Source organism: Streptomyces sp. NPDC057002, from assembly GCF_042673825.1.
GTDB lineage: Bacteria > Actinomycetota > Actinomycetes > Streptomycetales > Streptomycetaceae > Streptomyces.
In genome coordinates, this window is the sequence record NZ_JBHURZ010000001.1 from 1,168,109 (window position 1) to 1,194,984 (window position 26,876).

Sequence of the window (26,876 nt, forward strand, 5' to 3'; positions counted from 1 at the left end):
TCAGCCCTGCTGCTGCAGGAGCCGGTCGCACTCCTTGACAGCGTTGTCGAGAGCTTCCTTGGGGCTCTGCTTGCCCTGCAGCGCCTTGGCGACCTCGTTGCGCAGCGCGATCTTCATCTGCTCGCTGAACAGCACCGGCGTGTAGTTGACCGCCGTCTTCAGGGACTTGGCGGCGGCGACCCGGACACGCGTCTCGTCGGTCCCGTCCTCCTTGGTGAAGTACGGGTCGTCCAGCGAGCCTGCGGTGCTCGGGAAGATGGCGACCTTCTTGGCGAACGACATCTGGTGCGCCGCGTCGGTGACGAAGTGCGCGAAGGCGACGGCCGCGGGCTTCCGCTTCGACTGGGAGTTGACCATCACGCCCATCACATACATGTTGACGTGCCCGGTGCTGGTGATCTGGTCGGTGATGCCGATGTTCTTGTACAGGCTCGGCGCCTGCTTCTTGAAGTTGCCGAGGTCCAGGGCGCTGCCGGGGTTCATGGCGACGGCGCCGGTGAGGAACTTCTTGCCGGACGACTCCGGGGTGGCGGTCAGCGCCTGCGGGTCGAGGGCCTTCGCGTCGTACAACTCCTTGTACTTGGCGAGGAGTCGCACACCCTTGCCGTCGTTGAAGGAGAAGGCGGTGCCCTCCTTGTTCATCAGCTGCACGCCGTAGCGGCCGAAGTCCTCGATGGTGGGCACGTTGGCGAGGGTGGCGACCTTGCCGCCGCTCTTCTCCGCCATCTTCAGGCCGGCGGAGAAGACTTCGTCGTACGTCTTCGGCGGCTGGTCCGGGTCGAGCCCGGCCTCCTTGAACAGGGTCTTGTTGTAGAAGAGCGGGCCGGTGTTGAGGTACCAGGGGAAGGCGTACGTACCGGTCATGCCCGGTATCCGATGGCCCGCCCAGGCGCCCGGCAGATACTCCTTCTCGTACTGCGGGGCGGCTTTGTCCAGGTCGAGGGCGAGTCCGGCCTTGGCGAGCGGGGCGACGAGGTCCGGGGAGACGTTGACGACGTCGGGCAGGGTGCCGCCGGCCGCGTCGGCGCTGATCTTGTCGGCGTAGCCCTCGGCGGGCTGGTCGACCCACTTCACCTCGGTGCCGGGATGCTTCTTCTCGAAGTCGGCGATCAGGCCCTCGAAGTACGGCTTGAAGTTGGCGCGCAGATTCCACGTCTGGAACGTGATGTCGCCCTCGACCTTGCCCGAGGCGTCGCTCGAACCGCCTCCGTCGCCCCCGGAACCGCAGGCGCTCAGGGGCAGCAGGACAGCGACGGCAGCGGCGGCGAAGGCTCTGCGGGAGATGCGCACGGTGACCGGCTCCTTCGAAGGCAGGGCGGGAGAGGGCGGCGGAAATGGCGCCGGGCCAGACCTTGCATCGTTCTCTTGGGGGAAGTCAATGGATTCTGCTCAGCTAAAGTCTTTAGTTGGACATAACCGCAGGTCATCGCCGAGTCAGGCGACTTCTTGTGTTCGATCACTAATGCGCTTTAGGGTAAGGAAGCTCAAGCGCATTAGTGCACAGCGCAAGTCGAATGGAGAAGCAAGCGTGACGGGAAAGCGCTCACCGGCGCGCCGGCCGACGATGAAGGACATCGCCCGGCGGGCCGGGGTCTCCGAGAGCGCGGTCTCCTTCGCGCTCAACGGCAGGCCCGGGGTCTCCGAGGTGACCCGGGACCGGGTGCGCCGGGTCGCCGAGCAACTTGGCTGGCGGCCCAGCACGGCGGCGCGCGCCCTGTCCGGGGAGGGCGCGGCGACGGTCGGCTTCGTGCTGGCCCGGCCGGCGGGCACGCTGGGCGTGGACTCGTTCTTCCTGCAACTGGTCTCCGGCATCCAGGAGGTGCTGGCCGAGCGTCATCTCGGTCTGCTGTTCCAGATCGCCGAGGACATCGACGACGAGTGCGCGGTGTACCGGCGGTGGTGGGCCGAGCACCGGGTGGACGGCGTGCTGGTCGTCGACCCGCGCACCGACGACCCCCGGCCCGGCCTCCTCGACGAGCTCGGGCTGCCCGCCGTGGTGATCGGCGGTGCCCCGGACGAACGGCACCCGGGTCTCTCGACGGTGTGGGCGGACGACGCGGGCGCCATGGCCGCGGTGGTGGACGAGCTGTACGCGCTCGGCCATCGGCGGATCGCGCACATCGCCGGACTGCCCGGGCTGGCCCACACCGAGCGCCGCATCCGTACGCTGCGCGCCGAGGCCGAGCGCCTGGGCCTGTCGGAGGTGCAGTCGGTGCCGACCGACTACTCGGACGAGGCGGGCGCGGCCGTCACCCGCCGGGTCCTGGACGGTCCGGCCGCCCCGACGGCCCTGATCTACGACAACGACGTGATGGCCGTCGCCGGGGTCGCCGCCGCGACCGAGCTCGGCTACGCGGTGCCGGCCGACGTGTCGGTGGTGGCCTGGGAGGACTCCGCCCTGTGCCGTCTGGTCAAACCGTGGCTGTCCGCGCTGTCCCGGGACAGCGTCGAGTTCGGCCGCACGGCCGCCGGGGAACTGACCGCCCTCCTCGACGGCGGCCCGGCCCGGGCGGTACGGGTGCCGGTACCGCGGCTGATCGAGCGGGACAGTACGGGGGCGGCCCGGGGGGTGTGAACACCGGGCTGCGGCAGGCCACGTGCAGGGCGAGGACTCCCCGGGACCGATGCCGGCACGCACCCCGTGCGGGGCTCCCGGCGCGGAACGGCCCGGCCGGGGGCACACGCACCACGGAGTCCCGTGCCGGCACTCGCCCTGCGCGGGGCTCCCAGCCCGGCGCGGAGCGGCCCGGCCGGACGACACACGCACCACGGAACCCCAGGCTGAGGCGCCCGGCCAGGCCCCACCAAGCCCCGTGCCGGCACGCACCCTGCGCGCGGACCCCGGCCCGGCACGGAGCAACCCGGCCGGACGACACACGCACCACGGAACCCCAGGCTGTGCCGCCCGGCCAGGCCCCACCGAACCCGTGCCGGCACGCACCCCGTGCGGGGACCCCGGTGCGGCGCGGAGCGACCCGGGCAGAACGCGCACCGCGGGCCCGTCGCACCATCGGTACGCACCCCCGCGCCCCGTCGCGCCGCCCGCGGAACGCCCCCTGTGCGGGCCTGCCGCTCCCGGACCGGGAGGGCCACAATGGGCGGTATGCGTGTGCGGCGCACCGCCTGGGCCGCCGCCGGGCTGCTGCTGACCCTCGCGATCGGCTGCACCGGCGGTGGGGGCGAAGGCACCCCCGAGACCCCTCCGGCCTCGGCCCCCGCCACGAGCGAACGACCTCGCGGCACGCCCTCCCCCACCCCCTCACCGGCCGACCCCGTCTCCCTCCCCGCCCTGATGCGGAGCGAGCACACCGGCTCCGGGCTGCGTCTCGGGGACGTGCTCGACCGGAACTCCGCCTACACCCGGTACGCCGTCACCTACGAGGCGAACGGCCTGACGATCTCGGGGATCATGAACATCCCCGAGGGCGAGGGCCCCTTCCCGGCACTGGTGCTGGCGCACGGATACATCGACCCGGACGACTACTTCAGCGGCCAGGGCATGCCACGCGAACAGGACCGCCTGGCCCGCAACGGCTATGTCGTGCTGCACACCGACTACCGCAACCACGCCCGCTCCGACGAGGACCCCGGCAACGACGTGAATCTGCGGCTCGGCTACACCGAGGACGTCATCGGCGCCGCCCTGGCCCTGCGCGAGTCGGGGCGCCCGGAGATCGACGGCGACCGCCTCGGTCTCTTCGGCCGGTCGATGGGCGGCGGGGTCGTGTACAACACGCTGGTCGTGGCGCCCGGTCTGTTCGACGCGGCCGTGGCGTACGCGCCGGTGAGCGCCCGCCCGCAGGAGAACATCGACCAGTTCCAGCGGCCCGACGGCGACCCCCTCGTGGCCGAGATCGAGGAGAAGCACGGCACACCCGAGGAGGACCCGGACTTCTGGCGCGGCGTCTCGCCGCTCACCTACGCCGACCGCGTGAGCGAACCCCTGCTGATCCAGCACGGCACCGCGGACGACACCTGCCCCCTCGCCTGGTCACGGGAGGTGTCCGCCACGTTCGAGAAGGCCGGCAAGGACGTCGAGCTCCGCACCGTCGCCGGCGAGGGGCACACATTCGGGCCGCGGTGGGCCTCGGAGATGGACGTCACCGAGGCCTTCTTCGCACGCCACCTGCGCTGAGCCCGGTCACACCCGGGACCGGTACAGCCCGAACTCCGCGATCCGTACGGCCCCTCGCGCCCCGGTCACCCGCACCCGCCACCGCCGGGCCCGCACGGCGCCCGGCAGCAGCAGGATCCGGCTCGCTCCGACGACCCCCGCCCGGCCCACCTCCCTCCAGCCGCCGTCGCGATACGCCTCCACCACGAAGCTCTCCACCTGCTGGCCGTACCGGATGTCCTCCGCCAGCCGGACCCGGTCCACGTCCCGCTCCCGGCCGAGGTCGACGGTGACCCGCCCCGGCGAGCTGCTGGTCGGGGCACCGTGCGCCAGGTCCTCGGGCAGTTCGCCGTCGACCCGCTCGCGGAACTCCCGCAGGCGTGTGACGTCGGCGGCGGGCAGCAACCCCTCGGTGTCCGGTGGGATGTTGAGGAGCAGTACCGAGTTCCGGCCGACGGACCGGAAGTAGATGTCCGTCAACTGCTCGACGCTCTTGGGCTGCTGGTCGGGGTGGTAGAACCAGCCGTCCCGGATCGACACATCGCACTCGGCGGGCCACCACTGGAGGTAGTCGGCGACAGGCCGGGCCGCGACCAGCGCGTCCCGGCTGCCCATGTCCGGGGCGTCGTAGGAGAGGGCGTAGTCGGTCCGTCCGTAGTCCTTCTCCTGGACGGGGACGACGCTCCATTCGTCCTCCCGGGCCAGCCCGCCCTCGTTGCCGACCCAGCGGACGTCCGGCCCGGTCACGGCGACGACGGCGTCCGGGGCGAGGGACCGTACGAGGGTGTACCAGCTGTCCCAGTCGTACTTCTCGACCTTCTCCGGCGGGATGTGCCCCTGGGCCCCGTCGAACCACACCTCGTCGACCGGGCCGTACTCGGTGAGCACCTCGTAGAGCTGGTTGAGCATATGGGCGCCGTAGTCGGTGGCGGGGAGCGTGTACGAGCGGGGCGGGGTGCGGTCGTCGCCGTCGACGAGGGTGGGGATCGTGCGGTCGGCGCGGGCGCTGCCGTTGGCGTACACGCCGTGCAGATACTGGTTCTCGTCGGCCGGCGAGATGTAGACGCCGACCTTGATGCCGTGCCGCCGCATGGAGTCGGCGAAGTCGCGCAGGACGTCACCCCGGCCGTCGCGCCAGCTGCTGGACGCCACCGTGTGGCCGGTGTAGCGGGAGGGGTGGAGGACGAAGCCGTCGTGGTGCTTGACGGTGAGGATGGCCAGCTTGAAGCCGCCGTCGCGCAGGGCACGGGCCCACTGGTCGGTGTCGAGGCCGGCCGGCTGGAAGACGTCCGGGTCCTCGTCGCCGGTGCCCCATTCCAGGCCGGTGAAGGTGTTCACGCCGAAGTGCAGGAAGGCGGTGCGCTCCAGGCGCTGCCAGGCGATCTGCCCTGCGGTGGGGCGCACTTGGGAGGCCTTGCGGACCAGGTCCTCCGGAGTGTCGTCGGGGCCGACGGGGATGCGGCTGCGACGGGGGTCCGGCGGGGCCGCGAGTGCGGGTGCCGTCATGCCGGCGGTCGCGGCGAGGACGGCGGCTGATGCGATGAACACGCGTCGGGACACGGCCATGGCGACGACTCCTCAGGTCAGATGCCAGACGGCGGGGGTGCGCTGGTCGGGCGGGTACTGCGCGATCCGGCCGTCGTCCGTCACGCTCACCGTCATCCGGGTGATGGCGTTGACGAGCCGGTGGCCGCCTTCGCCGGCCGGCTCCAGCGCCCAGCGCTGGAGGGTGCCGGCGGGGTCGCAGGTCTGCGGTGTCACCTCGACGCCCGGCTGGAGGGGCACGTTGAGCGTGAGCTTCCCGCCCCGCACCTCCAGACAGCCGTCCTGGGTCCGCAGGGTGACGTAGCCGTCGGCCGTGCGCCGGACGGCGGCGGTGAACGACTTGCCGGACGCCCGGAACGTGTATGTCCCGTCCGCGACCGGCACCCGGGTCAGGTCACGGAAGCCGGGCGCGTGGCCCACGGCCGTACCGCGCGCGGTGAACCCGTCGTACGTGGCGTCGGGATGCGGGTCGCCCCAGGTGGCCTGCGCGATGTGCCGCAGGGCGGGCCACAGTGCGACGGCCACCTCGTTCTCGGTCTCCCCGCGGCCGTTGTCGGGCCAGAGGCTGATCTTCGCGCCGGTGATGCCTTGGCTGGAGGTGAGCTTCTCGCCCTCGAAGCCGCGCGGGTCCCAGCTCTGGTCGTAGAGAGCCCCGGTGTCGGTGTGGAAGCCTCCGCGGACGAGGTAGAGCGCGTACGCCGCGTTCATCAAGGGGTAGCCCTCGGCGATGAGCCGGCTGGGCTTGACCGCCACGTTCAGCCAGTGCTCGACCGTCGTACCGGCCGCGACCGGCACGGTGTTGGCGCCCGTGAGCCCGTCGTTCCAGATGCGCAGCCGCTTGCCCTTGGACGTCGCGTAGGCGTGGACGCGGTTGACGAAGTCGACGAACGCGTCCTGGGGTCTGGCGTGCGGGCCGTATCTCTCCCGTGCGTACTCCAGGACCTGCGGGTACTTGGCGAAGTCGGAGCCGAGCATGTATTCGTCGGCGCCCATGTGCCAGTCCCGCCCGGGGAAGACCTCGGCGTACTCGTCCATCAGGCTCGTGTAGTAGGCGAAGGCCTCGGGCCGGGTGATGTCCAGCCGGGAGGGCTGCTTGTTTCCGTCCGTGTCGGTGAGCTGGAGGTCGGGGCGGTTCTCGATCCACGGGTCCATGTGGCCCGGGGAGTTGATCTCGGGAATGATCTCGACGTGGTACTTCTCGCCGAGCGCGACCAGCCGGCGGATCTCGTCCTTGGTGTAGTAGCCCCAGGTGTTGGCCTCGGGGTGGGCGTCGCTCTTCACCTTCAGTTCGAGGAGCAGCTGGTTGAGCTTGTGATACGCCATCTCGCGCACCAGGTTCTCCAGCCAGGGCAGCGAGACATGGACGTAGCAGGCGCAGACGCCGACGCCCCGTTCCTTGTAGCGGGGTACGTCGACGGTGCGTCCGGCGGGGACACGGTCGCCCCGGGCGAGGAGCTGGAGGAGGGTCCGGGTGCCGTAGAAGGCGCCGGCCTCGGTCGCGCCCGTCACCGACAGCCGTCGGCCCACGTGGAGTTCGTAGCCCTCCGGGCCGAGCGAGGATCTGCCGGGCTCGATGTCGATAACGATGTCACCGGCCCGGGCTCCGCCCCCTACGACGGGGACCGTGCCGTGACCGGCCGCCCGGAGGTCGGCGGCGAGGGTGCCGGCGACCCGGCGCTCGGCCCCGGTACCGGCCACCAGCCGGGTGCCCCGGCCGTAGGCGTAACTCCCGGCTTCCGGGGACCAGTCGGTGAGTGCGGGCACGGTGACCGGTGTCCGCTGCTCCTCGCCCGCGACCGCGGATGTCCCCGGTGCCGCCGTGACGAGCAGCGCCAGTACCGCCAGGACTCCGGGCCACCACGTTCGCCGTCTTCTGCGCTCAGTCATACGGCTCCCCATTCATCGGACGTCTGATCATTGAGCTGGCGTCGATGCCTGTCAATGGGGCGTGCAAGCACGAAAGTTGAGACATTGATCGGATGTCCGAGGGCGTGAGGGGCGCACCGAGGGGCGTTGTCCGGCCGGTGACCTCGACGTGCGCCCCCTGCCGGTGCACAGTTCTCCCTACGTACTCGCCAGTAATCCCGTGCCTCTCCCCTCCGAGGAGTTCTCCGTGACCACTTGGGCCGGCCGCACCGCCGCCGAGATATCCGCCGCCGTCCGTGAGAAGCGGGTCACCCCTCGCGAGGTGGTCGCCGAGCACCTCGACCGGATCGAGCGGCTCGACGGCCGGGTCGGGGCCTTCCGCACGGTGCGTGCCGAGGCGGCGCTGGCCGAGGCCGAGGAGATGGCCGCGCGCGGCGACTTCGCCGATCTGCCCCTGGCCGGGGTGCCCGTGGCGGTCAAGGACAACCTCACGGTGCGCGGCGAGTCCCGGCGCGTCGGCTCGGCCGCCACACCCGGCACAGCGGCGGCCGAGGACCATGTGACGGTGGCCCGGCTGCGGGCGGCGGGCGCGGTGGTGGTGGGGCTGACGAACGTCCCGGAACTGTGTGTCTTCGGCACGACGGACGGCGTGCTGGGCATCTCCCGCAATCCCTGGGACCCGACGCGCTCGGCGGGCGGTTCGTCGGGCGGCAGCGCCGCCGCGGTCGCCGCCGGGATGGTGCCGATCGCCCTCGGCAACGACGGCATGGGCTCGCTGCGCATACCGGCCGCCAACTGCGGCCTCGTCACCATCAAGCCGGGCCACGGGGTGGTCCCGACGGGCGTCGGGGACAGCGACTGGTTCGGCATGTCGGAGAACGGGCCCCTCGCCACGACGGTCGAGGACGCCCGACTGATGCTCTCGGTCCTCGCGGGCACCGAGCCCGGGCCCCGGTCCGAGCCGAGCGGCCTCCGGGTCGCCGTGTCGCTGCGCAGCCCCCTGGCCGGGGTCACGATCAGCCGGCCGTACACGACCGCCGCCCGGGAGGCGGCCGAGGTGCTGATGAAGGCGGGCCATCAGGTCCGGCGCGCCGACCCGCCCTACCCGATGTCGCTCCCCCTGACCTCGCTGATCCACTGGACGGCGGGCACGGCAGCGGACGCGCGGCACCTCGACCGAGGTCTGCTCACGCGCCGCACCCGCGTCCACTCCGCACTCGGCCGGCCCTTCGTGGCCACGGCACGCGCCGGGGCGAGCCGGGATCAACTGCGCCGACGGCTGGAGCCCTTCTTCGCCGAGTACGACGTGCTGCTCACCCCCGCACTCGCCCGCCGCTCCCCGAAGGCCGCGCCCTGGCACGAGCGGGGCTGGCTGCGCAATGTGCTGGCGAACACGAATTACTCGCCGCTGACGCCCCCGTGGAACCTGACCGGCTGGCCCGCCATGTCCGTCCCCTGCGGAACCCTCCCCTCCGGCGCCCCCTGTGCCGTGCAGCTGGTGGGACGCCCGGGCACGGAGTCCCGACTCCTTTCCCTGGCCGAGCAGTTGGAGGCAAGAATCCCGTGGCAGCGTACGGCGCCGGTGAACTAGAGTCGGCCGGGTGACTACCGGGTCGGCCGTAGGCCATGCACGAGTGAGGCGCCCGGCCTCGACGTGAGCGCGGCGGGGGTGACCCCGCCCGGGCCCGTCCGAGAGCCGGCAAGGGCACGGGCCCCGCCTCTCGTCTCCGTTTCCCCGTCCCCCGCGCCACCACGGCGCCTCACCACGGATCCCGGAACCCGGAGACGAACCCACTCATGTCCCACGCACAGCACACGCCGCCCGCGCTGCCGACCACCGTCGCCCACCTCGACCACACCGTCGTGTTCGCCTCGGACCGCCAGTTGTCGGCGGAATTCCTGGCGGCCGTCCTCGGCCTGGAGGTCGGTGCCCCCTTCGGACCGTTCCTCCCCGTCGACCTGGGCAACGGCGTGACCCTCGACTACTACGAGAAGCGCGACGAGCCGATCCAGTCCCAGCACTACGCGTTCCTCGTGCCCGAGGAGCGGTTCGACGCCATGATCGGCCGCCTGGAGGTGCTCGGGGTCACCTACTACGCCGACCCCGGCCACAGCGAACCCGGCCGCGTCAACGACCTCTTCGGCGGACACGGCGCCTACTTCGACGACCCGGACGGGCACAACATGGAGATCATGACCCGGCCGTACGTCCGTCCCTGACGACCGCCCCGGGTGCCGATGCCTGCCGGAGATCTCTAGAGCGCCCGGTACATGATGTGCAGCCCCACCCGGCCGTCCCGGGGATGGTCGAACGCTTCCGGCACCGTGCCGAGGACCGTGAAGCCGAGGGACATCCACAGCTTCACGGCCGGGTTGGTCTCGACGACGGCGTTGAACACCATGCCCCGGTAGCCGGCGGCCCTGGCTGCGGTCAGGAGGTGTTCGGCGAGGGCACGGCCGTAGCCACGGCCGCCCTGGCCGGGGTCGACCATGAAGCCGGCGTTGGCGATACGGGCGGCGGGGCCACCGTAGTTGGGGGTGAGATAGGCGGAGGCGACGACACCGCCGCTGTCGTCCTCGACGACATAGACCTGTTTCGCCGGGTTCATCCACAGGACCCGGGCCTCCTCCTCGGAGGTACCCGGGTCCCATGCGTAGGTCTCGCCAGCGGCGACGATGTGGTGCCAGAACGGCCAGATACGCGGCCAGTCGTCAGCCGTTGCTTCCCTGATCAGCATGGGCGTGAGTCTGGCACGCCCATGCCCTCGGCGAACGTGGAGGGGGTGCGCCCGCGGTCAGTCGACGCTGGGCAGGATGTGGGGCTCTGCGAGGTCCTCCTCGTAGCCCGCGAGGCGGATCGGGGCCGACCGGGCCCACACGTCAAGGCTGCCGAGCTCGTCGGCCCGCCGGCCGGCGCGCTCGCTGCGTTCCTTGGGGCGCTGATCTCGATTCGTCTTCTCCGGTGTCACCGCGCACTCCTTATGTGTCGGTCACCCTCGGGACGCACGCGCCGCTCCTGCTGCGCCTGACGCCCCGTATGGGTCTGATGTCAAAAGCAGTTCGGACGCGGTGGCGCCGGTCGACTCACGGGAGAGGCCGTGGTGAACCGGCTTGCCCCATGACGGACCGTGGGTGTGGGTAGGACCCCGTACTGCTGTCCGTCCGGACCAGATTAACCAAATGAGCGGGCCCCCGCTCGATGGGGCTGAAAACGACCGGTAACAATCGCGCGTCATCTGGTGTTCAACTCGGGTTTAGACGACGATTTGTTCACTCACAGGCGTTTTGAGTACCACCCGAACGGCGTACAAGGGCGTAGGCGCTTTCGACACGGTTGCGCAGTTCAGGTGCCGTTGGCTGAGTCGAAAGCTCGCCATGATCTGCTGCCGCACGGCAACGGCTGTCTCGCAGGAGGACTGACGCATGGAGCTGCGCAGCGTCGAGGAGCTGATGGATCTGCTGTACACCTGCCGGGGCACCAGGGACGCCCCGGACCGCGACCGCCCGCCGGTCGACCTCCACGACCACGCGCTGCGGACCGCCGCGCTGCTGCGCCGTGGCCGCCCGGCCGACAAGGAGCTCCAAGTGGCGGGTCTGGTGCAGCCCGTCGGCGGGCTGCTGTGGCCCGGCGATCCGGCCGCGCGCGCCGACCACGCGGCCCACGCGGTGCGCGCCCTGCTGGGCGAGCGGGTCTCCCGCCTCGTCCACCGGTGCCCCCGCCGGGACGCCGTCGCCGACGACGACCTCCTCACCCTGCGCCAGGCGACCGAGGAGGGCCGCACGGCCGGGTTCGACGCCGGGGTCCTGGAGGACTGGCGCACGGTGCTGGACCTCTTGGCTGCGCGCAACTCCCGTCTCGGGGCTGTCGACTGACGGAGCGTCATGAGACGGTACGTCGATGAGGTCCTCGTCGTACGGGCTGGAGGGCAGAGCCGCCGTGGTCACGGGGGCGACGCGCGGGATCGGGCTGGCCGTCGCCCGGCACCTGGTGAACGCCGGAGCATCGGTGTGCGTGACCGCGCGGGACGCCGACGAGGTACGGCGCACCGCCGAGGACCTGGGCGGCGTCGGACTCGCGGGCAGTGTCGCCGACCCCGGCCATCCGCGGCGCCTGACCGAGCTGGCCCTGCGCGAGTTCGGCCGCCTCGACATCCTGGTCAACAACGCGGCGACCAACCAGCCGTACGGGCCGCTCATGGACGCCGTCCCCGAGGCCTGGAGCGAGGCCTTCTCCGTCAACGTCGAGGCACCGCTGCGGCTCGTCCAGTGCGCGTGGCGGTCCTGGATGTCGGAACACGGCGGGACGGTGGTCAACGTGTGCACGGAGGGCGCCGGACACGTCGGCCCGGGCGTGGGCGCGTACGGCACGAGCAAGGCCGCGCTGCTGCACCTCACCCAGCAGCTGGCAGGCGAGCTGGGCCCCCGGGTCCGGGTGAACTCCGTCTCCCCCGGCCTGGTTCGCACCGAGATGGCCCGGTTCGTATGGGAACCGGGCGAGCACGAGGTGGCCGCTGGGCTCCCGCTGGGGCGGATCGGGGAGCCGGAGGACGTCGCCCGGGCGGTGCTGTGGCTGGCGTCGGACGCTGCGGAGTGGGTGACCGGGGCGGATCTGGTGGTGGACGGGGGGACGCGGGTACGTGCCGCCCTGAAGGGGCGCGGGGAACTGCGCGACCAGCCCCACTCAACCCGCAGCCAAAGCCCCTACCACTTCCCCGGCGCGTAGTCCTTCAAGAAGACCCCGTACAGATCCTCCCCCGCCTCACCCCGCACGATCGGGTCATAGACCCGAGCCGCACCATCCACCAGATCCAGCGGCGCATGGAACCCCGCCTCCGCAAGCCGCAACTTGTCGTAGTGCGGCCGCTCATCCGTGATCCACCCCGTGTCGACCGAGGTCATCAGAATCCCGTCACCCTGGAACATCTCCTGCGCACTGGTCCGCGTGACCATGTTCATCGCGGCCTTCGCGGCATTCGTGTTCGGATGCCCCGCCCCCTTGTACCCGCGCCCGAAGACCCCCTCCATCGCCGAGACGTTCACGACGTACGCCCGCCCGCTCGCCGCGTTCCTCGCGGCCTCGGCCATCGCCGGCCGCAGCTTGCTGATCAGGATGAACGGCGCCGTGTAGTTGCAGAGCTGGGTCTCCAGGAGCTCCACCGGGGAGATCTGCTCGATGGTCTGCACCCAGGTGTTGGAGTCGACCACGTCGGGCACCAGCCCGCCCGCGTCGATCGCGGTGCCGTCGAGGTGCCGCTCGACGCTGGCGTTGCCCGCGACCAGGGCGAGGTCGGCGACCTTCTGCGCGTCGAGGCCGCTGGTGCCCAGCGGCAGCGCGGCCAGGCCGTCGACCGCGCCGGAGTTGAAGGCGCCGATGACGTGGTGGGCGGGGAGTTCACCGGCGGGCAGCGGGGCGCTCTCGCCGTCGACCAGGGCGGCGTAGGCGGCGGGCAGCCGGCGCACGGTCTGCGTCGCGTTGTTGACGAGGATGTCGAGGGGGCCGGCGTCGGCGACCTGGTCGGCGAGGGCGACGGCCTGCGCGGGGTCGCGCAGGTCGATACCGACGACCTCGAGGCGGTGCATCCAGTCCGCCGAGTCGTCCATCGCCTTGAAGCGGCGGATGGCGTCCTTCGGGAAGCGCGTGGTGATCGTCGTGTGCGCGCCGTCGCGCAGCAGCCGTAGCGCGATGTACATGCCGATCTTGGCGCGGCCGCCGGTGAGCAGGGCGCGCTTGCCGGTGAGGTCGGCGCGGACGTCGCGCTTCTCGCGGTTCACGCGGGCGCAGTCGGGACAGAGCTGGTGGTAGAAGTAGTCGACTTCCACGTAGCGGGCCTTGCAGGTGTAGCAGGAGCGGGGGCGCTGGAGTATCCCCGCGATCCTGCCCGCCTCGGTGGCCGACGACGGCAGGATGCCCTCGGTCTCGTCGTCGATGCGCTGGGCGGAGCCGGTCGCCGTGGCCTCCGTGACCGACTTGTCGTGGGCGGTCTTGGCTGCCCGGCGCTCCTGGCGGCGGCGCTGCTTGACCGTGCGGTAGACACCCGCGGTGGCCCGGCGCACGGCGATGGCGTCCGGGTGGTCGACCTCCAGCTTGTCGAGTTCCTCGAGCACGCTGAGGCAGACGGCCAGACGCTCCGGGTCGATGCCGGGTCCGTACGAGAGCCCGCTCGCCTCGTCCATGGCCCGCGGGCCGTCCTCTGTCACCGTCATCGCCGCTGTCGTTCCCTGCTCTGCCGTCGCGGCGCGCCGGTCGCGCCCGCATTCGAAGGGCGAATTTTACGGAGCGCGGGGCCGGACCGCCAAACCCGCTCCTGATCACGACTCGCAGGCCGTGATCAGTGTCCGCACCTCCTCGGAGAGGGCGGTCGCGAATCGGTCGAGGTCGGGGACGGCCTCGGCGTCGGCGACGAGGCCGTAGTGGACGCTGCCCCGGTACGTCGAGACGGCCACCGCCAGGGAGTGGCCGGGGGCCAGCGGGGCGAAGGGGAACACTGCGGTGAGCGGATGGCCGCCGAGCCTCAGGCCGAGGCTGGGCAGGGGCACGCTGGTCACCAGGATGTCGAACCAGAGCCGGGCCGCCTGGCCGACCAGGGGCCCGCCGAGCCGGTGGGCCAGGGCGGGGACGTGGTCGGCGAGCAGGGCGACGGCGCCCGCGCCCCGGTTGGGGCCGGCGTCCTTGTTGCGGTCCATCGCGTTGCGGACCGAGGCGAGGCGCGCCAGCGGGTCCGGATCGTCCGCCGGAAGCCTTATCAGGTAACCGGAGAGCCGGTTGCCCTGTGGATACGCGGTGCGCGGTCGGCGCTTGGAGACGGGGATCAGGGCGCGGGGCGTGACGCCCTCGCTGCCGTCGCCGCGCTCGTCGAGCCAGTGGCGCAGGGCGCCCGCGACGACGGCGATCAGCACGTCGTTGACGGTGCCGCCGACGGTCTTGCGGACGCGGTGCACGTCGTCGAGGTCGAGAACCACTCCGGCGGTGCGGCGGGTGCCGCTCGGCTCACAGGTGAGCGCGGGGGTGGAGCGCACGTCCAGGGAGGAGCGGGCGACGGAGGCGCCGATGTCCAGGGCCCGGCTCACGTCGGACAGGGCGCCGCGCACCATCCCGGGCAGGTCGCGCACCTCCGGGAGCAGGCCGCGCGGGGGTTCGACGGTGCGGGGCCGGGGCGCGGGCAGGTCCATCGGGTCCATGACGCCCGCGGCGAGGGTCAGGGCCCGCAGCCCGTCGGCGAGCGCGTGGTGGAACTTGAACAGCACCGCGAAGGAGTTCCCGTCCTCCCCCGGCAGCACATGGGCCTCCCAGGGCGGCCGGCCGCGCTCCAGCGGACGCCCCATGAGCCGGCTCGCCGCCGCGTGGAAGTCCGCGGCCGGGGCGTGCAGCCGCACATGGTGCTGGGAGTCGAAGTCCGGGTCGGGTTCCCGGGCCGCGCCGCCGAAGGCGAACGGCCGGCGCAGCGCCGAGGGCCACGGCTGCCACACGTCGCGGATGCGCATCCGCAGTCCGGGCACGCCGGCGGCGCGGGCCGCAAGGAGGTCCGCCGCATGGGCGCCCGCGGCCGGCGAGTGGGCCGGGAAGACCCCGAGCGCCCCGAGGTGCATCGGGTGCTCGGCGGACTCGAGGTTCCAGAACGCCAGGTCGAGAGGAGCGAGCAGATCAGCAGTCAAGGGCTTGCCTCGCGTCGACGACGGGTGGGTCAGCAGTCAACCGCCCCCAGCCGATTACGGTCAAGTACGATCAGGCTACGTACAGTTAACAGCAGATTAAGTCCCGCCCCGGCGAGAGGGGCGGGACTTATGGTGCATGTGCCGTCAGTCCAGCACAGGTTGCGGCGCCGGGCATCCCGTGGGAGTCACCCGGGAGGCGTCACGGATCAGCGCCTCGTGTGCCGCCTTGAGACGAGCCGTGTCCGGTTTCAGGACCGCTCGGTCGTAGGTGAGGAAGCCGTTCAGCTCACCCTCGACGTCCGCGATCTGGGTGTACACGGCACCGTTGCTGCCCTTGCAGACCAGGGCCCGGACCTCGTCGAGCTTGGTCAGGTAGTCCTCGGTGTAGGTGGCCGGGTCGACGTCGACGTACGACTGCTGCACCGACCAGGCATGGCCGGGCACCGCAAGGCCGAGGCCGCCGTACTCGCCGCTGACCAGGGCACGCTCGCCGTCCGGGCGCGGCGGCAGGGCCGGGCTCGGATAGCCGTGCTCGTCCATGAGGTCGCCGGTGCCGCCGTCGGCGCCGAGGTTCAGCCCGGACTGGCCGTTGACCAGCCGGGTGGGGTCCCACGCCTTGGCCTGCTCGGCGACCCGGCCCACGTCGTACTGACCCCAGCCCTCGTTGAAGGTCACCCACATGACGACCGACGGGCTGCTGATGTGCTCGTCGATCATCTCCTTCATCTCGCGCTCGTACCGCGCGCGGGAGGACTCGCTCGGGTTCACCCCGGCCGTCATCGCGGGCATGTCCTGCCACACCAGCAGCCCGAGCCGGTCGGCCCAGTAGAACCAGCGGTCCGGCTCGACCTTGATGTGCTTGCGGACCGAGTTGAAGCCGAGCCGCTTGTGCGCCTTGAGGTCGTAGGCCAGGGCCTCGTCGGTGGGCGCGGTGTGCAGGCCGTCCGGCCAGAAGCCCTGGTCGAGGGTGGCCATCATGAAGACCGGCTCGCCGTTGAGGACCGTACGCGGGACGCCGTTCACCTTCTCGACGGCGATGGAGCGCATCCCGAAGTAGCTCCCGACCCGGTCGACGCCGACCTTCACCTTGAGCTTGTAGAGGAACGGGTCGTCGGGCGACCAAAGGCGCGGGTCGCGGACGGTCAGCGTCAGCGGGCCGCCGGTGCGGCCGCTGGCCGTGGCCACCTCGCGCTTTCCGTCGTACGCCGTCGCCGTGATCGGTACGCCGTCCCGGACGCCGCGGGCCTGAACGGTCAGCTTCTCGCCGGCCACGTCCGGGGTGAGCTTGAGGGAGTCCGTGTGGTCGCGGGCCACCGGCTCCATCCAGACCGTCTGCCAGATGCCGGAGGACGGGGTGTACCAGATGCCGCTGGGGTCCAGGCGCTGCTTGCCGAGCGGCGGGTTCTCGCCGGATGCCGCGTCCGTCGGGTCGTAGACACCGACGATGAGCTCCTGGGTGCGGCCGGGCTTCAGCGCATCGGTGATGTCGGCGCTGAACTTGTCGTAGCCGCCCTCGTGCTCGGCGACCTTCCTGCCGTTGACGTACACCTCGGACCGCCAGTCGACGCCGCCGAAGTTGAGCTTGAGCCGCTTGCCGGAGCCGATGTCCCAGTCGCGCGGGACCGTGAAGGTGCGGCGGTACCACATGCGGTCCTCGTGCCGTTCGATGCCGGAGAGCTGGGACTCCACCGGGTACGGGACGAGGATGCGCTCCTTCAGGTTCTTGCCGACGGGCGGCTGCTCGCCGGGCTCGGCGGCGGCGAACTGCCAGCGCCCGTTGAGGCCCTGCCAGGCGTCCCGGGTCAGTTGCGGGCGCGGGTACTCGGGGTGGGCGTTGCCGGGCCCGACCTCGTCGGCCCAGCGGGTGCTCAGCTGGTGCGTCGAGCGGTTGGGGCCGCTGCTCCAGAACTCCTTGACAACGTTGCCGTCGGTGTCGGAGAGGCCGCCCTGACCGTCGTAGCGGATGTCGGCGGTGCCCCGGGCCGTGCCGGTCTTGTTGCCGACGACCGGCTCGTCGAGGGCGACCAGGAGGGACGTGGGGTCGGACGGGTCCGGTCGCGCCGCGCCCAGGGGCCACTCGGCGCCGCCGATCACCGCCTTGAGGTGGTCGGTGAAGCCCGCCGGGGGTGCGGCCAGGGGCTGGGCGAAGTCCAGCTTGAGCGTGCGGCCGGTGGACTGGACGGTGGCCGCGAGGGCTCCGTCGTAGTCGAAGCCGTCGGGGAGGCGGAACGCCGACTGCGGGACCGGCTCCTTGCCGGCGCCCGGCCGGGTCCAGCGGAGGTGGAGGTTGGATCCGCCGTAGTGCTCGAAGTACTCGACCTTGATGTCGTAGGCCTTGCCCGCGGTCAGGTCGACGGGCTGTGCGGTCTGTTCGCGGTCCCAGTCGTCCACCCAGTGGTCGATGAGGGGCTTTCCGTCGATCCAGAGGCGGAAGCCGTTGTCGCCGATGACCGAGAAGGTGTGGGGGCCGGTCTTCTCCGGAACGATCTTTCCGGTCCAGCGGACGCTGACGTCGTCCGACCGTCCGGTGGTGAAGTTCAGGCGCGGCTCCAGGTTGTCGAAGTCGAGGTCCTGGTCGAAGGTCGTCGCCTTGAGGGTGTGGAAGTCGAAGGCGCCGGGGGCGGAGTGGGTGTAGTACTCGCCCTTGAGGCCGTGGATCTCTGCGGGGTCGTCCGCCAGGGCGGGGGCCGCGGTCAGGCCGGTGAGGCCGAGGAGCGCGGCGAGCAGTAACGCGAGCCGGTTTCTGAGGGGTCCGGTACGCACGGAACCTCCGTTTACAACGATGTCATATCCGGGCGCAGGCATGACAACACGGATTCCGCTCTTCGTCCAGAGGCAGGACAAAGTCCCCGGGCGGGGACCGCGTCAGGTGACCAACTGGCCCTTCCCCAGGGCGATGACGCCGCCCTTGGACACCGTGTACAGCTCGGCGTCCCGCTCCGGGTTGACGCCGATCGTCGCGCCCGGCGGCACCTCGACGTTCTTGTCGAGGACGGCGCCCCGCACCACCGCACCCCGGCCGATGTGCACGTTGTCGTGCAGCACGGAGCCCTGCACCACCGCCCCCGGGTCCACCACGACCCCCGGCGAGAGCACGGACCGCGTGACCTGGCCGCGCACCAGGCAGCCCGCGCTGATGATGGACTCGCTGGCGATGCCGCCGGCGTTGAAGCGGGCCGGCGAGAGCTGGTACGAGTGCGTGTAGATCGGCCAGCTGCGGTTGTACAGATTGAAGGCCGGGCGCTCGGCGATCAGGTCCATGTGGGCCTCGTAGTAGGCGTCCAGCGTGCCGACGTCCCGCCAGTAGCCCTGGTCGCGGGTGGTCTCGCCGGGCACGTGGTTGGCGCTGAAGTCGTACAGCGCCGCCTCGCCCCGGTCGGTGAGCTGCGGCAGGATCGAGCCGCCCATGTCGTGCACGGAGGCCTCGTCCTCCGCGTCCCGCCGGAGCGCCTCGATGAGGGACTTGGTGGTGAAGATGTAGTTGCCCATGGAGGCGAAGACCATGTCGGGGTCGTCCGGCAGACCGGGCGGATCCGTCGGCTTCTCCAGGAAGCGCTCCACCGTCTGGCCGTCCGAGCCCGGTGTGATCACGCCGAACGACGAGGACTCGGTGCGCGGCACCCGGATCCCGGCCACCGTCACGCCCGCGCCGCTGTCGATGTGCTGGGCGAGCATCTGGCGGGGGTCCATGCGGTAGACGTGGTCGGCGCCGAAGACGGCGACGTACTCGGGGCGCTCGTCGTAGATCAGGTTCAGCGACTGCAGGATCGCGTCGGCGCTGCCCAGGTACCAGCGCGGGCCGAGGCGCTGCTGGGCGGGCACGGGCGTGACGTAGTTGCCGAGCAGGTTGGACATCCGCCAGGTGGTGGTGATGTGCCGGTCCAGCGAGTGCGACTTGTACTGCGTCAGGACGCAGATACGCAGGATGTCGCCGTTGACGAGGTTGGACAGCACGAAGTCGACCAGGCGGTAGGTGCCGCCGAAGGTGACCGCGGGTTTGGCGCGGTCCGCGGTCAGGGGCATCAGGCGTTTGCCCTCGCCGCCGGCCAGCACGATTCCCAGGACCGAAGGACCACCACGACGCATGGCCGCTCCCCTCACGCCGATTGACCGATGCCTGCCCCTGAGCGGGACGCGCTAAGCCTGTTTCAGGATCTCCTCGTAGAGCCGGACCGTGCGGCGGGCCACCGCGTCCCAGCCGAACTCGCCGACCGCCCGCTCCCGCCCGGCCACGCCCATCCGCCCGGCGTTCTCCGGGTCGCCCAGGACGGTGTCCATGGCCCGGGCGAGACCCGCCTCGAAGTCGTCGCCCGCCGGGACGAGCAGACCGGTCCTGCCGTCGTCGACGACCTCGGGGATGCCGCCGACCGCCGAGGCCACCACGGGCGTGCCGCAGGCCATCGCCTCCAGGTTCACGATGCCGAGCGGCTCGTACACCGAGGGGCAGACGAACAGCGCGGCATGTGTGAGGAGCTGGATCACCTCCGGGCGCGGCAGCATCCGCGGAATCCAGAACACACCGTCGCGGACCCCGCTCAGCTCCCCGAACAGCTCACGGAACTCCTGGTCGATCTCCGGCGTGTCCGGTGCTCCCGCGCACAGCACGACCTGGGCGGCCGGGTCGATGTCCCGCACCGCGCGCAGCAGGTGGGGCACGCCCTTCTGCCGGGTGATCCGGCCGACGAACAGCACATACGGACGGGAGCGGTCGAGTCCGATCCGGTCCAGGGCGTCCGTGCCGTGGTCGGGCCGGTAGAGGGCGGTGTCGATGCCGTTGTGCACGACGTGGACCCGCTCCGGGTCCAGTGCGGGGTAGCAGCCGAGGATGTCCTCGCGCATGGCCCCGGACACGGCGATCACCGCGTCCGCCGCCTCGATCGCGGTGCGTTCAGCCCAGCTGGACAGCTCGTAGCCGCCGCCGAGCTGCTCGGCCTTCCAGGGGCGCAGCGGCTCCAGGGAGTGGGCGGTGATCACGTGCGGGATGCCGTACAGCAGCTTGGCGAGGTGTCCGCCGAGGTTGGCGTACCAGGTGTGGGAGTGGACCAGCTCGCGGCCCTCCAGGGCGGCGGCCATGGCGAGGTCCACGGAGAAGGTACGCAGCGCGTCATTGGCGCCGTCGAGCGTGGACCAGGGCCGGTGGCGCCGCACGCCGTCGGCGCGGCCCTCGCCCCAGCAGTGCACGTCCAGGTCGACCAGGGCTCTGAGCTCCCGGGCGAGGAACTCCACATGGACGCCCGCTCCGCCGTACACATCCGGCGGGTACTCCCGGGTCAGCAGTCCCACTCGCACCCGCAACTCCCTGCTCTCAGCGGCCGTTCCCTTTCATGGTCACCCAGATGGGGCGTGTGGGGAAGAGCGGGGCGGTGTCGTGAAGCAACAGTCGCCGCAGACGCCCCCGCCGGGCACCCGGTAGTACAGGCAGCAGCTGCGGCGCCGGAAGGCCGTGCCGGTGAGGGTTCCGGTGCCCGCGAGCAGGGGATGCGCGAGCAGTTCCGCCGTCAGGGAGCGGGCCCGGGCGGCGGTGTCCGTACGGTCGTGCCGCCGGGCCCAGCGGTCGAGTTCGCGGGCGGCGCCCGCCAGCGCGGAGGCGGCGTTGCCGCGCAGCAGGCCGGGGGCGAGGCGGTAGTGGGCGCGCAGGGCCGCCGCCAGGGGTTCGAGATGGCCGAGCAGGACCGTGTCCGCGACGGTCGCCGCGTCCCCGGGGAGCGGTCGTACGTCCGTGAGCCACAGGTCGTCGGGGGCGCTGCCGTCGGAGTCCCAGCGCAGCAGCCGGGCGTCGAGGTCGGGGACGCTGCCGTGGAGGACGGCGCAGCCCAGCGCGACGGACCAGAGCCGGGCCGCGAGCCCTTGGTGGGTGATGGACGCCGCGACGCGCAACTCCGGGGCGTGCAGGGCACGAGCCACCTTGTGGACGCGAAAAATCAGGGGATTTCCGTACACGTCCGGTGACGTTTCGCGGTAGGCCTGTGCGAGAGTGGGAAGAGGCCTGGCCGCCGCTCCTTCCGTGCGCAGCGCGAAGAAGCCGCCGAGCGGGCGGAGCGCGGCGAGGTCGGGGTCGAGGTCCACGAAGACCAGTAGTACCAAGGCCCCTAGGGGATGCGACCCGGTGGCCCCCGACCGTGGCCGCCCACCCTGGGGATGACGGTGCTCCCCTCGTACTCCATCGGCAGTAGGACCCAATGAGTGCTCAGGGACGACGACGGGAAGACCTGGACACGGCAGGGTGTTGGACATGAAAGCCGACCTTTCGCCGCGCCGGGCCTCTAGCCCCCGCCTGACGCAGAGGAGCAGCCGATGAGCGCCCTCGCGTTGTCCGTCCTGCTGTCCCTCGTGTCCGCCGTCGCGTACGCGGGCGGGGCGATCGTGCAGGAGCGGGTGGCGGAGTCCTCGCCGGGCGAGGAGTACGCGCCGCTGCGCCGGCCGGGCTGGTGGGCGGCGGTCGGGCTCAACGGCCTCGGCGGTCTGCTGCACGTGGTGGCGCTGGCGTACGGTCCGCTGAGCCTGGTGCAGCCGCTGGGCGCGCTGACCATCGTGGTGGCCCTGCCGATGGCGGCGCTGTTCGTCGGCCGCAAGGCGGGTGCCACGGCCTGGCGGGGCGCGATCATGGCGACGGTGGGTCTCGCCGGTCTGCTGTCCCTGGTCGCCGCGTCCGACGCGCGGTCGCTGGACACGGCCCAGCGGGTGGCCGTGGCCGTCGTCACGGCGGGTGCGGTCGTGGCGCTGATGATCGCCGCCCGGGCCGCGCACCGGCACCCGGCGGTCCGCAGCATGCTGCTGGCGACGGCCTCCGGTATCGCGTTTGGCATGTCCTCGGTGTTCACCAAGACCGTCGCGGTCGACTGGACCGGAGGTGTGTCGGCGGCCGACGTGCCCTCGCTGGCCGTGATCGGCGTCCTCGCCACGGCGGGCATGCTGCTGTCGCAGGCCGCGTACCGGGGCGGCGGTCTCACGGCCCCGCTGGCCACGCTGACGGTCGTGAACCCGGTGGTGGCGGCCGCGGTCGGCATCACGATGTTCGGAGAAACCTTCCGCTACGGCACGACGGGCACGGCGCTCGCCCTGAGCTGTGGCGTGGTGGCGGCGGGCGGCCTGATCCTCCTGACGACGGAACGGCTCGCACAGGCCCAGCCGGAGCGCCCGGGGACGGGCCTGGAGGTCGCGGGCACGGGCCTGGTCCCCGTGGACACGGGCCTCGGGACGTCCGGGACGCTGCCCCAGCCTGCGGGGAGCGGACAGGGCCGGCCGGAGCCGGTGGGTGTCGCGTCCGCGAGCACGAGCGGTCCGGCAGGGGCGGTGGGCAGTGTGCCCGGAAGCAGGGGCTCGCTGCCCGAGACCGCGAAGGCGTCGCCCGTCGAAGTGGGCGGCCTGGCCGGTGCGGTGAACGGTTTGCCGGAGCCCCTGAGCGCGCCGCCCGGGACTGTCTGGGCCGCGCCCGTCGGCGTGGGCGCCCTGGGCGAGGCGGTGGACGGCTCGTCCGGGCCCGGGAGCGCACCGTCCGAGACTGTGCGGGCGTCGCCCGTCGGCGTGGGCGGCCTGGCCGAAGCGGTGAACGGTTCGGAGGAGCCTCTGGGCGCACTGACCGGGACCGTGGGGGCGCCGCCCGTGGCCGTGGACGTGCTGCCCAAGGCGCGTGCCGGGGCAGGGGACCGTGGCGCGGTCGGGCGTGGCCGGCCCGGGGACGAAGCGATGCCCCTGGCCGCCGAGTCCGAGGCCGCGCCGGACATGGCGTACGAGAGCGGGGAACCGTCGGTGGCCTCAGGCCCCGGCGATCGCCGCCCGCTCTCCTACGTGCCCTTCTACGGCATCCCGTACGTCCCGCTCCCCACGGACGACCGGCACCGCACGCGCGTCAGATCGTGACGCCGCCGGCCCTGAGATAGGCCACCGGGTCGACGTCCGAACCGAAACCGGGCCCCGTCCGCACCTCGAAGTGCAGATGCGGGCCCGAGCTGTTGCCGGTGGAGCCGGAGCGGCCGATGCGCTGGCCTGCGGTCACCGTCTGCCCGTCCCGTACGGAGATCGCCGACAGGTGGGCGTACTGGCTGTAGCGGCCGTCGCCGTGCCGGACCACGACCTGGTAGCCGAACGAGCCGCCCCAGCCCGCGCTGACGACGCTGCCCGCCGCGACCGACCTGATGGACGTGCCCGTGGGCACGGGGAAGTCGACGCCGGTGTGGTAGCCCTTCGACCAGGACGAGCCCGCCTTGCGGTAGGGCGTTCCCAGGGAGCCGCTGACGGGAGCGACAAGGCCCTGCCGGGCGGACGTGGACCTTCCGGCGCGCTCCTTGCTCTCGTCCTTGGAGCGGTCCTTGGTGTGTTCGCTCACCCGTTCCTTCGCGCGGTCCGGCTTCTTGGGCGACGGCTTGGCCGCCGGGGCCGGCTTGTGCGCGGGACGTGTCTTCGTGGCGCCCTCGCCGCTCAGCGCGAGCCGCTGACCGGGCACGATCAGGTCGGGGTCGGCTCCTATGGCCGAGCGGTTCGCTGCGTACAGTCCCCGCCAGCCGCCTCTGACCTCCTGGTCGGACGCGATTGCGGAGAGGGTGTCGCCGCGGACCACGGTGTACATCTCGGCGCTGCCCGCCCGGGACTGCGGCGTGGACTGCGGCCGAACGTCCTCGATGGACGTCTTCGCCCTTTTCCTCGTGTCCTTCTTCGTGTCCTTCTTCGTGCTCTCGGCGGCCGGCCGGATGTCGGGCTCGCCTCCGCCCCGGGTCAGTCCGGCCCGTTCCGAGCAGACCGGCCAGGCGCCCGGGCCCTGCCCGTCGAGCACCTTCTCGGCGACGGCGATCTGCTGGTCCTTGGTGGCCAGGTCCGCGCGTACCGCGTAGGTCCGGCCGCCGTACGCCTCCCAGGTGGACTGGGTGAACTGCAGACCGCCGTAGAACCCGTTTCCGGTGTTGATGCTCCAGTTGCTGGTGGACTCGCAGGCGGCGACCTTGTTCCAGGTGTCCACGTCCGCCGCCTGGGCGGCGCCGGTGCCCATGAACGGCAGTGCCATGCCCGCGCCACCCGCCGTGACGGTGAGTGAGGCGCGGTTGATCCTGTTCGGCTGATACCGGCGGTGCCGGCCGCGTACGGCCATCGATTGCCCCCCTAGACATGCGTCAGGAGGGGCAAAAGTAAGCGCTGCGAACCGGCCAGAACAAGACGCCTATCAGCCGCCCGGGTGCCCAAATGGCCGGTATGAGGCCCCTGTTGCGCGACGTGCGCCACGGCGGTGCACCGTGTACGCCACCCGGTGCGCGTGTGCGACGTGCGCGGGGACGCGTACATCGGCTGAGCGCGAAGGGGCTTTCGTGCGTATCACGCTGCGCGACGTCGTACGACCCGCGCGTGCGGACGGAGTAGCGGCACGTCAGGATGGTCGACGGGGGCATGCTGGTGGACACCACCCGCAGCACCGATACCGAGGTCTTTAGGAGCCAACCGAATGAGCAGTACAGCGCAGATCGGCGTCACGGGTCTCGCGGTCATGGGCCGCAACCTCGCCCGCAACTTCGCCCGCAACGGCTACGCGGTGGCGGTGCACAACCGGACGCCCGCGCGCACGCGCACCCTGGTGGAGGAGTTCGGCGGCGAGGGGGAGTTCGTCGCGTGCGAGAGTGCGAAGGACTTCGTAGCGGCGCTGGAGCGGCCGCGGCGGCTGGTCGTGATGGTGAAGGCCGGTGACCCGACGGACGCGGTGATCCAGGAGTTCGCCCCGCTGCTGGAGCCCGGCGACATGATCATCGACGGCGGCAACGCGCACTTCGCGGACACCCGGCGCCGGGAGCGCGACCTGCGCGAGCAGGGCATCCACTTCGTCGGCATGGGCGTCTCCGGCGGCGAGGAGGGCGCGCTCAACGGGCCGAGCATCATGCCGGGCGGCCCGAAGGAGTCGTACGACTCGCTGGGCCCGATGCTCGAGAAGATCTCGGCGAAGGCGGCCGACGGTTCGCCCTGTGTCTCCCACGTCGGTCCGGACGGTGCCGGGCACTTCGTGAAGATGGTGCACAACGGCATCGAGTACGCGGACATGCAGCTCATCGGCGAGGCGTACCAGCTGCTGCGCGATGTCGCCGGCTACTCCCCCGCGCAGATCGCGGAGATCTTCCGCACCTGGAACCAGGGCCGTCTCGACTCCTACCTGATCGAGATCACGGCCGAGGTGCTGTCGCACGTCGACGCGGAGACGGGCAAGCCGTTCGTGGACGTGGTGGTGGACCAGGCCGAGCAGAAGGGCACCGGCCGCTGGACGGTCCAGATCGCCCTCGACCTTGGTGTTCCGGTGTCCGGTATCGCGGAGGCAGTCTTCGCCCGTTCGCTCTCCGGCCACGCGGCGCTGCGGGAGGCCTCGCGCGGGCTGGCCGGCCCGAAGGCCAAGGCGCTCAGCGAGTCCGAGGCGCAGGCCTTCGCCGACCGTGTGGAGCAGGCGCTGTACGCGTCGAAGATCGTGTCGTACACGCAGGGCTTCCACGAGATCGACGCGGCCCGCGACGAGTACGGCTGGGACATCGACCTCGGTGCGGTCTCCGCGCTGTGGCGTGGCGGCTGCATCATCCGCGCGGCCTTCCTGGACCGGATCCGCTCCGCCTACGACACCCGGCCGGACCTGCCCAGCCTGCTGTCGGACGCGACGTTCGCGCAGGAGATCGGGGACGCCCAGGACGACTGGCGCGAGGTGCTGATCGCCGCGACCCGCGAGGGCGTGCCGACCCCCGGCTTCGCCGCGGCCCTCGCCTACTACGACGCCCTGCGCGCGGAGCGGCTGCCTGCGGCGCTGACGCAGGGGCAGCGGGACTACTTCGGTGCGCACACGTACCGCAGGGTGGACCGGGACGGCTCGTTCCACACGCTGTGGGGCGGGGACCGGTCAGAGGTCGACGCGTAGGCGGTCGCCGCTGACGGAACAGTGAGGGGCCGGTGGACGGCCAGATTGGCCGTCCACCGGCCCCTTTCTCATGTTCTCGTGTGTTCTCTCGCCGTCGGTTCAGGACAGCGGCGGGCCCGGCTCGGGGTTCGGTACGGGTTCCGGGCCCGGGGGGATCGGTGACGGGTCGGGACCCGGCACGGGGTCCGGCCCCGGGGGCGGGGTCGGGGACGGGGGCGGCGGGGTCGGCTCCGGGCCCGGCGGCGGCTGCGGATCCGGCACCGGGTCCGGGCGCGGCTCCGGGTGCTGGGGATCCGGGCCCGGTGTCGGCCCCGGGTGCACGGGGTCGGGAAACGGATTCGTCATGAGGCCCTCCAGCCAGTCGATCGACTCCGGCTCTGGACTACTCCCCCGCCTACCCGGCACCCGCTTGCCCAGTCACTCCGGCGCGGGACGGGAAGGGGGCCAGGTGGGTCAGAAGCGGCCGGGGTGGGCGGACAGCCAGTCCTTTGCCGCCGTCAGCAGTTCTGGATCGGCCGGGCGGGCCTCGTCGGGGTGGCGTTCGGCCCATCGGGTGACGTAGGGGCACAGCGAGGCGACCGCGCTGTGCTCGCGGCCGGCGACGGCGTACAGCTCGCGTGCCAGCGACCCCGCGATGCCCTGGCCCTCGTGGGCCGGCTCGACGATCGTGTGCACGGGCACGAGCGCTCGCGCGGGGCTCTCGAGGACGAAGTACTCGACGCGGCCGACGACTTCACCGCCGGTCAGCGCCTCCAGGCGGCCGGCGGCCCGGTCGTCGCGGATCTCCAGGTCCTTCATACGGACGTGCTCCTGTCCCGTGTGTGTCCG

General features: G+C 71.8%; 21 protein-coding genes. 8 read left to right on the forward strand and 13 right to left on the reverse strand.

The window, feature by feature from the left end; all coding sequences use genetic code 11:
* A complete protein-coding gene (locus ACFT32_RS05315; RefSeq protein WP_382486040.1) occupies positions 1-1,290 on the reverse strand; it encodes an ABC transporter substrate-binding protein in 1,290 nt (429 codons plus the stop codon).
* A 274-nt stretch (positions 1,291-1,564) separates the two neighbouring features.
* Between ACFT32_RS05315 and ACFT32_RS05320 the strand changes: the two genes are divergently transcribed.
* Both ACFT32_RS05320 and ACFT32_RS05325 read left to right on the forward strand, forming a co-directional pair.
* Complete coding sequence (locus ACFT32_RS05320) at positions 1,565-2,575, forward strand: LacI family DNA-binding transcriptional regulator (protein WP_382487048.1); 1,011 nt, start codon at positions 1,565-1,567, stop codon at positions 2,573-2,575.
* Positions 2,576-3,103: 528 nt separating this feature from the next.
* Complete coding sequence (locus ACFT32_RS05325; protein ID WP_382486042.1) at positions 3,104-4,135, forward strand: alpha/beta hydrolase family protein; 1,032 nt, start codon at positions 3,104-3,106, stop codon at positions 4,133-4,135.
* 6 nt (positions 4,136-4,141) lie between these two features.
* Here the strand turns inward: ACFT32_RS05325 and ACFT32_RS05330 are convergent, their stop codons facing one another.
* Together ACFT32_RS05330 and ACFT32_RS05335 are read right to left on the reverse strand one after the other, a co-directional pair.
* Positions 4,142-5,680, reverse strand: a complete 1,539-nt coding sequence (locus ACFT32_RS05330; RefSeq protein WP_382486044.1) for an alpha-L-fucosidase — start codon at positions 5,678-5,680, stop codon at positions 4,142-4,144.
* A gap of 12 nt (positions 5,681-5,692) precedes the next feature.
* A complete protein-coding gene (locus ACFT32_RS05335; protein ID WP_382486046.1) occupies positions 5,693-7,546 on the reverse strand; it encodes a family 20 glycosylhydrolase in 1,854 nt (617 codons plus the stop codon).
* A gap of 226 nt (positions 7,547-7,772) precedes the next feature.
* Between ACFT32_RS05335 and ACFT32_RS05340 the strand changes: the two genes are divergently transcribed.
* Positions 7,773-9,116 (forward strand): amidase, encoded by a 1,344-nt coding sequence (locus ACFT32_RS05340; RefSeq protein WP_382486048.1) that lies wholly within the window; start codon positions 7,773-7,775, stop codon positions 9,114-9,116.
* A 206-nt stretch (positions 9,117-9,322) separates the two neighbouring features.
* A complete protein-coding gene (locus ACFT32_RS05345) occupies positions 9,323-9,745 on the forward strand; it encodes a VOC family protein (protein ID WP_382486050.1) in 423 nt (140 codons plus the stop codon).
* Positions 9,746-9,780: 35 nt separating this feature from the next.
* On the opposite strand, the gene ACFT32_RS05350 is transcribed toward ACFT32_RS05345, so the two are convergent.
* A complete protein-coding gene (locus ACFT32_RS05350; protein WP_382486052.1) occupies positions 9,781-10,263 on the reverse strand; it encodes a GNAT family N-acetyltransferase in 483 nt (160 codons plus the stop codon).
* Between the two features lie 57 nt (positions 10,264-10,320).
* Positions 10,321-10,494: a hypothetical protein gene (locus ACFT32_RS05355; RefSeq protein WP_184587767.1), complete on the reverse strand. Its 174-nt coding sequence runs from the start codon at positions 10,492-10,494 to the stop codon at positions 10,321-10,323.
* A gap of 454 nt (positions 10,495-10,948) precedes the next feature.
* Between ACFT32_RS05355 and ACFT32_RS05360 the strand changes: the two genes are divergently transcribed.
* Together ACFT32_RS05360 and ACFT32_RS05365 are read left to right on the forward strand one after the other, a co-directional pair.
* Positions 10,949-11,398 (forward strand): hypothetical protein, encoded by a 450-nt coding sequence (locus ACFT32_RS05360; RefSeq protein WP_382486054.1) that lies wholly within the window; start codon positions 10,949-10,951, stop codon positions 11,396-11,398.
* Positions 11,399-11,423: 25 nt separating this feature from the next.
* Complete coding sequence (locus ACFT32_RS05365; RefSeq protein ID WP_382486056.1) at positions 11,424-12,248, forward strand: SDR family oxidoreductase; 825 nt, start codon at positions 11,424-11,426, stop codon at positions 12,246-12,248.
* On the opposite strand, the gene ACFT32_RS05370 is transcribed toward ACFT32_RS05365, so the two are convergent.
* The 6 genes from ACFT32_RS05370 to ACFT32_RS05395 all read right to left on the reverse strand — a co-directional run bounded on the left by ACFT32_RS05370 (position 12,227) and on the right by ACFT32_RS05395 (position 21,262).
* The gene (locus ACFT32_RS05370; RefSeq protein ID WP_382486058.1) at positions 12,227-13,729 is read right to left on the reverse strand and encodes an SDR family NAD(P)-dependent oxidoreductase; all 1,503 of its coding nucleotides are present in this window, start codon (positions 13,727-13,729) and stop codon (positions 12,227-12,229) included. The genes ACFT32_RS05365 and ACFT32_RS05370 overlap by 22 nt on opposite strands.
* Positions 13,730-13,834: 105 nt before the next feature.
* Complete coding sequence (locus ACFT32_RS05375) at positions 13,835-15,178, reverse strand: wax ester/triacylglycerol synthase family O-acyltransferase (protein ID WP_382486060.1); 1,344 nt, start codon at positions 15,176-15,178, stop codon at positions 13,835-13,837.
* A gap of 144 nt (positions 15,179-15,322) precedes the next feature.
* Complete coding sequence (locus tag ACFT32_RS05380) at positions 15,323-17,941, reverse strand: PA14 domain-containing protein (RefSeq protein ID WP_382486062.1); 2,619 nt, start codon at positions 17,939-17,941, stop codon at positions 15,323-15,325.
* 102 nt (positions 17,942-18,043) lie between these two features.
* The gene (glgC, locus tag ACFT32_RS05385; RefSeq protein ID WP_382486064.1) at positions 18,044-19,264 is read right to left on the reverse strand and encodes a glucose-1-phosphate adenylyltransferase; all 1,221 of its coding nucleotides are present in this window, start codon (positions 19,262-19,264) and stop codon (positions 18,044-18,046) included.
* A 51-nt stretch (positions 19,265-19,315) separates the two neighbouring features.
* Complete coding sequence (glgA, locus tag ACFT32_RS05390) at positions 19,316-20,467, reverse strand: glycogen synthase (RefSeq protein ID WP_382486066.1); 1,152 nt, start codon at positions 20,465-20,467, stop codon at positions 19,316-19,318.
* Positions 20,468-20,506: 39 nt separating this feature from the next.
* Positions 20,507-21,262, reverse strand: coding sequence for a (2Fe-2S)-binding protein (locus ACFT32_RS05395; protein WP_382486068.1), 756 nt, complete (start codon positions 21,260-21,262; stop codon positions 20,507-20,509).
* Positions 21,263-21,472: 210 nt separating this feature from the next.
* On the opposite strand from ACFT32_RS05395, the gene ACFT32_RS05400 reads away from it, so the two are divergent.
* On the forward strand, positions 21,473-23,038 hold the full coding sequence (locus ACFT32_RS05400; protein WP_382486070.1) for a DMT family transporter: 1,566 nt from the start codon (positions 21,473-21,475) through the stop codon (positions 23,036-23,038).
* Here the strand turns inward: ACFT32_RS05400 and ACFT32_RS05405 are convergent.
* A complete protein-coding gene (locus ACFT32_RS05405; RefSeq protein ID WP_382486072.1) occupies positions 23,028-24,260 on the reverse strand; it encodes a transglycosylase family protein in 1,233 nt (410 codons plus the stop codon). The two genes, ACFT32_RS05400 and ACFT32_RS05405, sit on opposite strands and share 11 nt — an antisense overlap.
* 348 nt (positions 24,261-24,608) lie before the next feature.
* On the opposite strand from ACFT32_RS05405, the gene gndA reads away from it, so the two are divergent.
* On the forward strand, positions 24,609-26,048 hold the full coding sequence (gndA, locus tag ACFT32_RS05410) for an NADP-dependent phosphogluconate dehydrogenase (protein ID WP_382486074.1): 1,440 nt from the start codon (positions 24,609-24,611) through the stop codon (positions 26,046-26,048).
* A 453-nt stretch (positions 26,049-26,501) separates the two neighbouring features.
* On the opposite strand, the gene ACFT32_RS05415 is transcribed toward gndA, so the two are convergent.
* Positions 26,502-26,846, reverse strand: coding sequence for a GNAT family N-acetyltransferase (locus tag ACFT32_RS05415; RefSeq protein WP_382486075.1), 345 nt, complete (start codon positions 26,844-26,846; stop codon positions 26,502-26,504).
* Between the last annotated feature and the right edge of the window lie 30 nt (positions 26,847-26,876).